8 protein-coding genes and 1 pseudogene are annotated in these 12,605 nt (G+C 58.6%); 6 read left to right on the top strand and 3 right to left on the bottom strand.

Features of this window, described 5'->3' with window-relative positions:
- The 3 genes from PDO_RS28025 to PDO_RS17595 all read right to left on the bottom strand — a co-directional run.
- On the bottom strand, window positions 1-379 hold a 379-nt coding region (locus PDO_RS28025), incomplete at its 3' end, for an alpha/beta fold hydrolase (RefSeq protein ID WP_007605129.1).
- Window positions 380-488: 109 nt separating this feature from the next.
- Window positions 489-1,028 carry a type 1 glutamine amidotransferase family protein gene (locus PDO_RS17600; protein ID WP_007605128.1) on the bottom strand — a complete coding sequence of 180 codons (540 nt, stop codon included), beginning with the start codon at window positions 1,026-1,028 and terminating at the stop codon, window positions 489-491.
- Between the two features lie 108 nt (window positions 1,029-1,136).
- Window positions 1,137-3,815 carry an ATP-binding protein gene (locus PDO_RS17595; RefSeq protein WP_458574662.1) on the bottom strand — a complete coding sequence of 893 codons (2,679 nt, stop codon included), beginning with the start codon at window positions 3,813-3,815 and terminating at the stop codon, window positions 1,137-1,139.
- A gap of 356 nt (window positions 3,816-4,171) precedes the next feature.
- On the opposite strand from PDO_RS17595, the gene PDO_RS17590 reads away from it, so the two are divergent.
- The 6 genes and pseudogenes from PDO_RS17590 (at window position 4,172) to PDO_RS17565 (ending at window position 12,557) form a co-directional block, all read left to right on the top strand.
- Entirely contained in the window at window positions 4,172-5,065 is an 894-nt protein-coding gene (locus PDO_RS17590; protein WP_007605126.1) for a helix-turn-helix domain-containing protein, read from the top strand.
- A gap of 494 nt (window positions 5,066-5,559) precedes the next feature.
- Window positions 5,560-8,627 (top strand): annotated as a pseudogene (locus PDO_RS17585) (ATP-binding protein).
- A complete protein-coding gene (locus PDO_RS17580; RefSeq protein WP_458574661.1) occupies window positions 8,611-9,849 on the top strand; it encodes a YcaO-like family protein in 1,239 nt (412 codons plus the stop codon). Before PDO_RS17585 ends, PDO_RS17580 begins: the two are co-directional and overlap by 17 nt.
- An 8-nt stretch (window positions 9,850-9,857) precedes the next feature.
- Window positions 9,858-10,625, top strand: a complete 768-nt coding sequence (locus PDO_RS17575) for a TfuA-like protein (protein WP_007605114.1) — start codon at window positions 9,858-9,860, stop codon at window positions 10,623-10,625.
- A 33-nt stretch (window positions 10,626-10,658) separates the two neighbouring features.
- A complete protein-coding gene (locus PDO_RS17570) occupies window positions 10,659-11,843 on the top strand; it encodes a gluzincin family metallopeptidase (RefSeq protein ID WP_007605112.1) in 1,185 nt (394 codons plus the stop codon).
- An 18-nt stretch (window positions 11,844-11,861) separates the two neighbouring features.
- Window positions 11,862-12,557 carry a hypothetical protein gene (locus tag PDO_RS17565; RefSeq protein WP_007605110.1) on the top strand — a complete coding sequence of 232 codons (696 nt, stop codon included), beginning with the start codon at window positions 11,862-11,864 and terminating at the stop codon, window positions 12,555-12,557.
- The last annotated feature ends 48 nt before the right edge of the window (window positions 12,558-12,605 follow it).

The following is a 12,605-nucleotide window of genomic DNA, read 5'->3' as shown; positions in this document are numbered from 1 at the left end:
CGGCGGCATAGGTGTCCATCTCGTTCCCGGTCCAGGTCTGGGTGGAGCGACCATGGCCTCGGCGGTCGTGGGCGATGACGCGGTAGCCCTTTTCCAGGAAATACATCATCTGTCCGTCCCAGTCGTCTGAGCTGAGCGGCCAGCCATGGTGGAAGACGATCGGCTGCGCGTCCTTTGGACCCCAGTCCTTGTAGTAGATTTCCGTGCCGTCCTGTGTTTTGACGAATGACATGATCTCGTTCCCCGATTGGTTGGCAGAAGGTTGGGTAGCGGCCGCGCCCTGTCTTGGAAGCGCCATGGCGGCGACCGCTATACCGCTGGACAGAATGATATCACGCCGGGTGATCCCAAAGGCGGGTGCTGTCGAGCGTTCGTTCATGGTATCCTCCATTGTCGGCCTTCGACGATGTGAATTTGCCCGAGTTGCTTTGGATTGGCGAGTAAAGCGTCGTAAATCGATGCAAATGCCTGTTTCGGAGGGATACGTATCAGGCGACGTGGTTGCGGCGTTCATTGACGATCGCCAGGAGTGCATGTGCCGCCGTGATGGGCGCGTTGTCGGAATCGCCGAAAATCAGCAGGCCATCGCCCGCACCGTGAGGGGTAATCTCGACAGCGTTGCCGGGGATGACGGCTACGGGTTTGCCGGTCTCCAGAAGCGTCGTAAGTATGGTGGCCACACTGTTGTTGTGGTTTCCCCAGAGAGCGCCTGAAAATCCGAGGCAAAGGGCTGCGTCGAAATCTTCGGCGACGATCTGGTCTGCGGCTAGTGTGTCCGCGAGGTCGTCCCTGGCCGCTCTGTCGAGGAAAAAGCGGCGAAGGCTCTTTTCGTGCGGTTCGGTTTCTCTAAAATCAGGAAGACGGGGATATCCCCCCGTCAACGTGGCAAGGACAACCTCCGCACCATGGTCTTTGAACAGATAATAGGGTGGCGCAATTCGACCGAGTGTAACTGCGCTAGCCGATACATCGCCACTTTCGTCTGTTGAAAGAATGACCAGAAAACGGACCGGCTGGTTGCCTTCCATGGCGCTCTCCTCTTCGGCGCCACCATGCCGTGCCTAAAAGGGGGAGGCGAGTTTAGAGTTGTAAATCCGTGTAAACCGGTACCTGTTCAGTGCCATCACGGCGCGAGATTAAGCCATGTCACGTTCGACAAGCCGAGCCAATGCGACGGCCCCGGCGGCGCTCGCCGTGCGTCCCGCGATGTCGAGGCTCCGTTTCGCGTTGGCCATATCCGCCATTTCAAACTGAATGTTCGCCTTCGCACGGTGGAGCTCTGGAAGATACCACGCCTCTCCGGAGGCCGTGCTTTTTTGCAAGGATGCATCAAGTACCGCCACTGCTTCTGAATTTCGGCCAAGTCCGGATAGCGCCCGTGCCTCAGTTGTCACGAACATCGTCTCGAACAAGACAAAGCCCGCTTTACGGAGTGACTGCAGGCCTTGCCGAAGCTGACGCAGGGATGCCTGATTGTCCCCGGCTCTTCGCACAAGCTCGGCCTCGAAGCATTCGGCGTATGTGCGCCATACGTCGAGCATAGTCGCCTTCGTATGTCCTCTGAGCATGCTGATGTAGCGGGCTGCCAGTTCGTCGTCGCCGGACATAAGAGCAAGCGGGCAGGCTGCTTCTGCGAGAGCATTGGTCAGGGACGCATAGTGGCCGATGCTCTCTGCGTATTCGAGCGTGGCCGCTACATCGGCCATGGCCTCCTGCTCGCGTCCCAGGAACCACTTGCATCGTGAAAGGACGATCCGGGCGGTTACCTTCTGGTCAAACTGAAATCGGATCGCATGCCCGGCCGACGGCAGACCCTCGTACTCGGCCAGCATGGCGCTGAGGCAATCGGCAGCGTCGGCGTGGCGACCCAGCCAATGAAGGGTAGCGCCCTTCATGCGATGGCCGATCACAATGTCGGCAGGGTCGGGCGAGACGGCTGCCATTTCTGCGAACTGTAGCGTCAAACCAAGCGCGGTGTTCGGCTCCGCCTTGTTTATGGCGTCTACCCAAAGTCCCCATATGGATCGTAGCTGATGATCGACATCTCCCAGCTTCTCGGCGATGCGGGCGGATGCCGTCCATGCTTCAATACCTCGTCCTGGGGCATCGGCGGCGATCATCTGCGGCCATCCCAGTGCCGTGTAAAGTTTCATTCTGCTCGCTTCGTCGACGTCGGGGTTGGCATCGAGGTAGCCGATCGACGAGGTGACTGCGGCGATGCATTCGTCGAACAGCGACAGTTTGAAAAAAAGCGGCAAGGCCGCGACGGTGATCCTCGCACCGAGGATCCTTTCGCCACTGCCGAGAAGTGCCCAGTCCAGACACGCTCGGAGGCTCGGTATGAGAGAGCCGAAGTCACGCCCTACTTCGTCGGTGGTATGTGTGTGCATCACCGATGTGGATGCCTCGAACAATTCCAACAGGTAGTTGCCGAACTTGATCATGATACGATCGTATTCGCCTGATTCCACAAGCTTTGCGGAGGCGTATATGCGTGTTGTGTCGAGCAGACGGTATGACTGATCGCCTGCGGACGCCTCCACGACCACCAGCGATTTGGCCACCAGCGCGGCCAGAAGGTCGTAGGTGTCGTCGGTGAGCACGGCCTCGGCGGCACTCATGGAAAAACGGCCCCTGAAGACCGAGAGTTCGACCAGCGCACGCTGTTCCGTAGGGTTCAGCAACATGTAACTCCAATCCAGAGCCGCGCGGAGCGTCTGGTGTCTGGGCAAGGCCGTCCGCCGCCCGCGGCTGAGAACCTTGAAGCAGTCGTTGAGGGACTTGGCGAGTGATGCGACCCCCATGGATTCGAGACGGCCAGCAGCAAGTTCGATGGCCAGCGCGATCCCGTCCAACCGCGTGCAGATATCGATGACGATGGGTGCGTCTTCCTCGGTGAGTTCGTAACCGCCAAGGCACGCGTCGGCCCGCTCCACAAACAATTCGATGGCCGGGAACCTGAGCGCCTCCTCGGGGCTCACGTCAGCAGCGGGCGTATCGAGAGGAAAGAGACGGTGGACACGCTCGCCGCTTCCCCTGAGCGGTTCACGGCTTGTGGCGAGGAACCTGGCCGACGTCGTTCTTTGCAGGACGGCTTCGACGAATTTAGTCGCGTCCTCGATCAAATGCTCGCATCCGTCGAGAACGATCAGGGTAGGTGTTGCTTCCAGCGTCATGCATATCGTATCCAGCATGTCGTCGGCGCGCGATTTAATCCCGAGAGCGGATGCGACAACCGTCAGCACGAGATCGCCTGACGCCACGTCGGACAGTTCTACGCTGACTACCTCAAGCCTCCCGGCCAATCGCCCAGCGACAGCTCTCGCAACGGTGGACTTTCCGATCCCTCCAGCGCCCGTGACTGTGACCAGTCGGCCTTTTCCCAACTGGTATAGGATCGTCTCAATGCTGTGATCGCGGCCAATTATCCGCAGCGAATCCGCGTCGCGTGGGATGCGAGTGGAGGCGGGCTCGATCGGCAAGACCTGCGATCGGCGCTCCACGCGCGCGATGAAGGTATAGCCTCGCCCCGGAACATTTGCGACGAAGTTGGGTTCGGCCTTGGTGTCGCCCAGGACTTTCCTCAATGCCGATACATGGACGCGCAGGTTGGCATCGTCCACGAACGTATCTGGCCATACGTGCTTTACGATCTCCTGGTTTGTCTTGAGTTCTCCGGGATGTGCGACCAGAAGCAGGAGGATATCCGTGGCTCGGCTTCCCAAGGGAACGACCGCTCCGCTCCGCATCAGGCTTCGCCTGGCGGGCACTATAGAGAACGGCGCAAAATACAGTTCCTCTTCCAAACTCGCCACTCCAGCGACATCACTCAAAATGGTCGTTGCTCACGTCGTATCGCGACACGGCGCTAATAAAGTTCAAAATTCTTATACTTCAGGTTACAATGCACTTAGCTAACACTATTACAATTGTTGGAACAAGGTGACCAACGAACGAAGCGGTTCCGCTCGTATTCCGGACACCCCGATTTGCGATTTTTCTGCGCGCCGGGCCACTTCAGACGACCTGTCGCAGCAATCAACATTGCCGCAAACGTCGGACACGTCTTGTCTGGCCGTGCCGAGGTTTTTACCTTGTGTGCTGTTCCCTTGATTTTCGGTCGAACGCGACCGTACAACATTGCGAGGAAGACCAGGCGCGGGCGGCTGCAATGACATCTCTTTACGATCACGGGGCTCAGAAATTTCCCGATGCAGGATTGCTTGCTTCTTCTCTGGGCAGAGGCTGGGGCGGTTTGGCCGCCGAACTGCGGACGCATCCCGCATGCGACATCCCGGATATCTGCTCGAGGCAGACGGAAATAACATTTGCAGTTCGCGGGACGGGCGGCGGAATGGTCGAGCGGCGAGGTAACGGACGATTTCAAGCGACGCCCAGCCGATCTGGAGCGCTCTGGCTGTGTCCCAAGGGCGTCAACGAGGACCAGATCCGGCTAACCGAGGCTATACCGGAAGTCTTGCATGTCTACATTCCCGACGACCAGATCGACGCGCTTTCTGGGTTAGCATCTCGCCCCGTGGCTTTCGATGAAAACATCTATCGAGCTGGGCTTGAAGACGAATTCGTCCGACAGATTTGCGTCCGCATACTTGGCGAGTTGAGGGAAGAGACTGCAGGCGGTTCGCTCTTGATGGAACATCTCGCGAGCGTCCTGGTAACGCACATCAGCGGCAGTTACACGGATCACTGCATCGAGAAGCGTGGTGGGGGAATAGTCGGTGCTTTGGATCAAAGGCGGCTCAAGCGTGTCCAGGATTACATCGAGGACAATCTCGAAACCGATCTGACCGTCGCCGAGATTGCGTCGGTTGCTTGTCTGAGCAGGTATCACTTCGCGAGGGCGTTCCGGACGGCCGTGGGCGAAAGCCCGAACAGTTACATTGGGAGCCGGAGGATCAATCGCGCCCTGTCTCTGCTGTCTTCATCAGAAATGTCTCTCGTCGAGATCGCTTTCGTCTGCCGCTTTTCTTCACAGGCCGCGTTCGCCAGAGCCTTCAGACGACAGTTGGGCAAAACGCCGGGCGAGTACCGACGGAGTCGGTGAATTCTACTAGCACAGACAGCAGGCGATCCTCGGGGTTGCCATAGTCGAGATTTGTCGGATTTATCACCATGCCGTTGATGGTCATCGAGATGATTTGCTTGCCCGGACCATCCTTTTAGGTCCGTCATGCGTTACGCCGCCCCGCAAAGATCGGAAAAGCCCCAGGCTGGATTTCCTCGCTGTAGTGGCGCCTTCTTGAGCCCATTGGAATCATCTCGCCAAGAGAGGCCGAACAACGATGCTATGCCATGCTGGGCGCGCCAGCCATGGCCACATAACTTGAAGCAAATGGTTTCCGGCAAAGCTGGGGCGGCTCAGTCCGCCGGACGCGATCTTCGCAGACCTGAGATGACCGTGGCTTAGGTTAGGTGCAAAGCAATGAGCAAAAAATCGCTCCGGGCTCTCCGGGAGCGGCGGGGAACCACTACGCTGGTGCCCGTCGCATATGCTATACATTCTGGATCCGGAATACACGTGAGCCGTAGGAGTGGCGGATGCTCGAAAGTCGGGTCAACAAACTACGACAACCGGCGAAACCTTCACGTCGCAAGGCACGCCCCTTCGAACATGGGGGCGAGCGGCGGATCGTAACCGCCCTCTGTTTCGATCTCGTCGGGTCTACTAGACTTCTCCAGCTCCTCGACATAGAAGACTATCAGGAATTGATTGCCGCATTTCAGAATGCAGCGAAACAGTCGATAACATCTCATTCCGGCGTCATGTTGCTTGAGGCCGGCGACGGCGGTGTGGCACTCTTCCCGAATGACCTGGGTGCAAAGGATGCGGCATCGCTCGCCATTCGCGCCGGTCTCGGGATCGTCGAAGGCTGCGCGCGCGTTGGTCGGGAAGCCTTGCGTGACGACTTGCACGTCCGCGTCGGGATCGCGACATCCGTCGCGCTTGTTCAGGAGACGCAGGACGAGCCGGTTGCCGCCGCGGCACTGGCAATAGCCACCCGTCTACAAGAGATTGCCGCACCGGATGCCGTTTTTGTTTCGGAAGAGACGCGTGACCTGGCTGGCAGGTCGCATGCTTTCGTGTTCGAAGGCGACAAGGTGCTCAAGGGATTCGCCGTGCCGGAAAAGGTGTGGCGTGCACTCGGACACAAGATCGAGGTCAACCGGTTTTACGCGTTCGGTCGTCTTGGTGGCCCCTTCATTGGTCGTGAACGGGAGTTGAGCGCGATTGCCGCCTGTTGGGAAAGGATCCCCGCGAAGGGTGGGGAAATGATCCTGCTCGAGGGAGATGCAGGCATTGGAAAGTCGCGCCTTTTGCGGGAAGCCCGAAAGATCACTCGCGACCAGCGATCAGGGCTGTTTTTCTTTCAGTGCCTGCCCGGGGGACACCGCGCGACGTTACACCCTTTGTTGAACACCTTTACCGGCGCAGCATCTGGACCAGCCGACCAGCCGACCAGCCGGGTCTGTCGGCTTCGGCTGTGGCTGCCGCTTTCGAACGAAACGGCATTCGCGAAGCGGAAACGATTGATACATTTGCGCATTTGCTCGGTGCCGTGGGACGAAATCAACAGCTCGCCGATGTCGATCCCAAAGCCATTCGGGAAAAAGCGCGTCGCGCCGTGTTTCGTGTGCTCGCAGCGTTGTGCGCGAATGGCCCCATCGTCCTGGCGGTCGAAGACATCCACTGGATCGATCCTAGCTCGAAGGATTTGCTGGTAGAGGCCGCTCGGGTTGCGCGCCAACTTCCGATTCTCCTCGTCGCGACGTCCCGTCTCGGGTTTGGGACGGATTGGCTGGATGCGGCCAAACCCACGCGTCTGATCCTGCTCCCGCTTGATCGTGGCGAAACTCGACAGGCAATAGAGGCGCGATGGCCGGAGCAGCGGCAGGCCATGCTTCCTGGGCTCGTTGACGTCATAGAAAGGATCTCCGGCGGTGTTCCGCTCTTCATCGAACAAATCGGCCAATGGGTCTCGGAGAACGTTGATGCGGACACGATGAGCTTGTCGGAGAACGTTACACCCAGCCATGTGTCCGCATTCGAGGAAATATTGAATGCGCGTCTTAACGACCTGGGCATGGCCAGAGACGTGGCGCGAGCGGGAGCAGTTGCGGGCAACCGGTTCACGCTGTCGCTACTTCGCGCGCTTTTGCCAGGATTGGGCAAGGCGTCGTTGGCCAAAGCCGCCGATACATTGAGCGATGCGGGGTTCCTGATGAGGATCAGGACACGAGGGCACATCGCCTACGGTTTCCGGCACGCTTTGGTCCAGGAGACCATCTACAAAACGCTCTTGCGCAAGCAGCAGCAGACATTGCATAGGCGCCTGTTCGCGGCAGTCAGCCAAAATCGCCAAATGGCAGCCTGGATCGATACCGGAACGCTGGCCGAACATGCGGAGCGTGCCGGACTCCTCGAAAACGCCATCGATCTGTATACGGCGGCAGGGAGAGAAAATTCGAGCCGATCGGCGATGATAGAGGCGCGCAACTATCTGGAGCACGCCTTGTCGCTTTGCCAGCGCCTGGGCGAGAAACATGCGATCGAACCTCTACAACTGTCCGCGCTGACGTCACTCGGGCCTATCCTGACCGGCCTTGTCGGGCAGAATTCGCCGCCCGCCCGCAAGCTCTATGAAGATGGCATAGCCATTGCCCGCCGTCAGCCGATGGAGGACCAGTCCCGGTGGTTTCCAATCTATTGGGGGTGGTGGCTCACCGGATCGGATTTTCGCATCATGCACGATCGTGCCCTGCAGGTGCAGGCAATGCTGGCCGGGGTGGAAGATCCGGAAATCAGGCTGCAGGTCAACCATTGCATCTGGGCCATCGATTTCAACCTCGGAAACCATCGCGAAACCCAGGATGCGATCAAGGCGGGACTGGCGCTTTATGACGAGCAATCCGCTAGGACCAGCCGCACGTTGTTTGGCGGCCATGACGCGAAAGTGTGCGGCCTCGGGCAACTCGCTCTTTCGCTGTGGCTGACGGGGCAATCGAAAGCCTCGGACACATCTCTTTCGAAAATGGTCGCTTTCGCAGACCGGATAGCGCATGCGCCAAGCAAGGCGCATTCGTTGGATACGGAAGCAGTGTCTGCGTTTTACCGGGACGATTATGGGCGTCTCACCGACGTTTCCAGTAGAATGGCCGATTTTGCGAAGTTGCATGATATGCAGTCTCTGTCCGGCCTGTCGCTGCTCTTTGCCGGGTGGGCGCATGCGCATGGCGAAAGCCTTGACAGCGGGCATGCGATGTTCGGCGAGGGGCTGTCGCTTCTGAGAAGCCTTGGTGCCGTCGCAGATCTGCCGATCTATCTTTACATGCACGCCACTCTGCTCGGGCTTGCTGGCAAATTTGAGCTCGCGGTCGAGGTCACGAATGACGCGATCGAAAAGGCTAGGGAAACCGGACATGCCTATTGGCTCGCCGAGCTTTACCGTCGCCGCGCGGTGCTTTGCGCGCGGGTCAATACCAGCAGGGATCCAATTGTTGCCGACCTTCGCTCCGCCATGGAAATTGCCGAGCGCCAAGGCGCCAAGGCGCTTCTAAGGCGGGCGAGACGTTCCATTCAGGAGCTAGGCGTTGCCGGTCAATGTTGATCTCAAGCACCCGAAAGCGAACGATCCGTCAGATCGTGACGGCAGGCTCGCGCGCCTTCACTGTGCTGTGGTTTCAAACCTTCATAACCTCCTGTCGCCACCCTCAGATCTCGACGAGACCACTCAATGCTTGCACAAGATACTGCCACTATGTCGTCGCGCGCGAATAACTCGGCTGGGGGATCTGACCGGACTTGACCGGATCGGCCTGCCGGTTGTCCAAGCCGTTCGACCCGCGGCCTTATCCGAGGTCACGTCACTCGGGCGGGGCTTTTGGATGGCGGGCGCGGCAGTGGGGGCAATTATGGAATCGCTTGAACGGTTCTACGCGGAAGCCATTCCCCCGGAGCTTGTATTTCGGGCGACAGCGGATGAAATCAAAATCGCTGACGGCCTGTTTGAAAATTTGCTGGCACCCGATCGCCGGGGCAATTGGCGGGCAAGGACGATACCTTGGGTCACCGGCATCGATATTGCGGCAGGTCTTCCACAACCGGTCCCGCAGGAACTCGTTCACACCTGCTACACGGATCCACCACTCGACCAGGATGGTCTCTTTATACGGACGACCACGGGTCTCGCCTGTCACATGACTGTCCTCGATGCGTTTCTGCATGGTCTGTTCGAATGTATCGAGCGCGACGCGATCGCTCGCGCCTTTGCTACCCACGGCTTCTTTGATCGAATGCGCATTTCTCCGCACGGATTGGGGGACGAAGTTGATCACATACTGTCTGTTGTGGGCGAGCACCCTATTTCCTTCGGTCTTTGGCTCGTTCCGTCGCCTGCAAAGGTCCCGGTTGTCTGGTGCCAGACGATCGAGACAGGTCCAGGCGAACCTATCCTTGCGCTTCCGACCGAGGGATATGCGGCGGCTCCAAGCATCGCTGCCGCCGCAGCGAGCGCGATGCTCGAGGCGCTGTCGGCCCGCGCCGGGGCGATATCGGGTGCGCGCGACGATCAAACCCGGGCGCACTACAGGCGCAGTACCGACGCGATCGTCGCCAAGGCCCGCCAGCTTATTGTCCGGGACACGACCGGATTGCCACGCCCGGCTGTTGAAGTGCGCGCCGTTGCGGATCTTGGCTCGCTCATCGATCGGGTGCTATCCGCCGGCTTGGGGCCGATATTGGCGGTCCCGGTGGGAGCGGACGCCGAAACAGGCGTCCAGTGCGTGAGAACCATTCTGCCCGGTGGCAGTCCCTTTTCAATCCTGCGGTGAGTGTTCACATGGTCGATGCGAGCGAGGAAGGTCCGATCGTGGTGTTTCTCGGCCCGACGCTTCGCCTGGCAGAAGCGGAGCGGGTTCTCGACGCCATCTATGTGCATCCGGCTGCGCAAGGCGACATTCTGCTTGCCGCTCACGCCTACCGGCCGCGGGCCATGGTCCTGATCGACGGGCAGTTCGAAGACAGGCCGGCTGTCCGACACAAGGAAATCCTCTGGGCGATGGCGCAGGGCATCGTTGTGATTGGCGCGGCAAGCATGGGCGCGCTGAGGGCGGCGGAATTCAGTGAATTCGGCATGATCGGTGTCGGCCTGGTCTACCGGTGGTATCGGCGCTGGCGACTGGCGCCCGACGATGCAGTCGCAGTCCTTTCAGGCCCAGCGGAACTCGGCTTTCCGCCTTTGACGCATGCAATGGTCGATCTTCAGCGAACATTCGCCAAACTGTCACGTGAGAAACTTGTGACCGCTGAAGAGCGCGACATATTCACAAATATTGCGCGAAACACGAACTTTCGAGAGCGCCGGTTTGAGGCGATCATCCGGGACACGGGGTGCGACAAGGAGCGGTTGAAAGCCTTGCGCAATGAAGTGGTGGGACAGAAACGACAAGACGCGCTCCTGGCGCTGCGAAACGCGAGGGCCCTTGCAACACAACACAGCGCTGGGCCTGCAAGCAATGCGTGGGTTGCGACGAACACCTTTGTCCGGGATCTTGAAGCTGGCGGCATTGACTCAAGATTAGTAAACACTTATAAATTGAATCTCTAGCTGCGAGTTTTCAATCGAGGGGGCATATGCACGATGCGCCTGCTTCGGGACGATTCCTTCGACTCTGGAAATGCGCGTGTCGGCACGCGCTTCTGGATTTATCCCCAACCGCCATTCATTCCCGGATACGAACAGCCCGATCGTGTGTGGTTGTCGATACAGCGCGATGAAATCGGCGAGGGCCCCAGCGACCTCTCCATGTATGTCGCAGATCCGCTCTATGAAAAACAACCCTATGGCTTCGCCAACCTGCCGCCTTTCGTCGGGACAAAGCGTGCGCCGGTGAGGCCGGGGCCAGACCGTCACTTCGACAATATCGATCCGACCTCGCGTCCTTTCCTTGCCGTTCACGCCTATGCCTGCGTCCGTTTTGTTCTCGACATCTGGCAAAGTTATCTGGGGCGGCCGGTCCGCTGGTTTTTCGATCAGACCTTTCCGAGGCTTGAAATTGTCCCGTTTGTCGACTGGGACAATGCCCAAGCAGGCTACGGCTTTCTCGAACTGGGGTGTTCCGACGTCGATGGCATTTTGCGACCCTACGCGTTGAATTTCGATACGATCGCACACGAGGTCGGGCACCTGATCATGCTGTCGGAGACCGGCGTGCCAGCCGCCACATCGCCGGGGGGCGACTTCTTTTCCTACTCCGAAGCCTTTTCGGATTGCGTTTCGTTGATCTCGCTCCTGCATTTCGATTCCGCGATTGACCGGCTTCTGCGCAGAACGAGAGGCAATCTGCTTCTCTATAACGAGTTGAACCGCTTTGCGGAAACGAGCCCCGAGACGCAGATCCGCCTCGCAACCAATTTTCGGACAATGTCTGCAGTGACGCGCGAGGTGCATGACCGCGCATTGCCATTCATCGGTGCGATCTTCGACACCATCGTAGCACTTTATCATCGCGATCTGGTCGCGAAAGGCTGCGCTGACAAGCGGCTTCTGGACGTCGATCTGCGGGACCTGGCATGGGACGAATTTGACACATTTCGTCAAGCGACGGAGCAGGCATTCAGTGCAAGGCCTTTGTCTTTCAAGCAAGCGCTGGTAGGCGCACGTGACGCGGTGGCCACGGCTTTGGCGGCTTCGCTGAAAACACTGGATCCGAGCACATTGCGACTGGATCAGGCGGCAAGTGCTGTCATTGCCGCCGCGGACGGGCCGGCGGCCGAACTGCTGGCAGAGAATTTTGCGTGGCGTGAAATCATAGGATCGAGGTAAAAGTCAAAGGAGAGTGCGATGAGCGACTGCAGCAGCCATCCCGGTGTGGGACCGATTGTGGAAGATTTGTCAGAGCCGGATTATCGATCTTACAATCCGAGCGAAGTGCGACTCTACGGCAGGCCTGCGATATATCGGCCAATTTTCAAGCTTTCAGATGAGGCTATCAACAGGAAGGTATCTGAAAAACTGCAAGGGCTTACGGCCGATTCTGACGAAATGCAGAGATTGGTTGAAGCCGTCAAAGAATTGGCGGTCCTCAAAATCACCAGCGATGAAATCTTCGGCATAGTCAATCAGCAGATCGTTTTGGCTATTGTCGATCACAATCACAAGCTCCAGCAACTTCCCGTCGATATCGGTGTTCCATCAAAAAATTACAGGGGTGATGACGGGCGCTATATCAAGAGCATCGGCGTGATCTACGGCTATGCCTATGAGGGGCATTGCTACACATTGCCAAAACCCCAGATCATGTATCTGCCCGAGGAGGCGCATATGATCAAAGGCGGCGATTGCGGATGCGACTGCGGCTATGTTCCCGAACTCGGCTATGTCGTGTGGCAGATCGACAAGCTTGAACGCGTCGTCGCACTCGACGTCCGGTCCGACGATCTGAAGACGCTGGTATTGGACGAAAACATGCCAGGCAACCGCTCGCCACTCGCCTATGCGCAGACGATGGCCCTGGCTCCCCAAAGACACCGGGACTGATGTGGGGGATCACCGAAGCGTTCGACATAGGCATGCCGCGGCAACTTC

The sequence above is a fragment of the Rhizobium sp. PDO1-076 genome (assembly GCF_000247475.1).
Taxonomy (GTDB): Bacteria; Pseudomonadota; Alphaproteobacteria; order Rhizobiales; family Rhizobiaceae; genus Allorhizobium.
The sequence above is the reverse complement of the archived record's forward strand: the minus strand, read 5'-3'. Positions and strand labels throughout refer to the sequence as shown.

Excerpts from the sequence above, each read along its gene's own strand:
- PDO_RS17600 (WP_007605128.1), bottom strand. The coding sequence starts at position 1,028 with ATGGAAGGCAACCAGCCGGTCCGTTTTCTGGTCATTCTTTCAACAGAC.
- PDO_RS17590 (WP_007605126.1), top strand. The coding sequence starts at position 4,172 with ATGACATCTCTTTACGATCACGGGGCTCAGAAATTTCCCGATGCAGGA.
- PDO_RS17575 (WP_007605114.1), top strand. The coding sequence starts at position 9,858 with ATGGTCGATGCGAGCGAGGAAGGTCCGATCGTGGTGTTTCTCGGCCCG.
- PDO_RS17570 (WP_007605112.1), top strand. The coding sequence starts at position 10,659 with ATGCGCCTGCTTCGGGACGATTCCTTCGACTCTGGAAATGCGCGTGTC.
- PDO_RS17565 (WP_007605110.1), top strand. The coding sequence starts at position 11,862 with ATGAGCGACTGCAGCAGCCATCCCGGTGTGGGACCGATTGTGGAAGAT.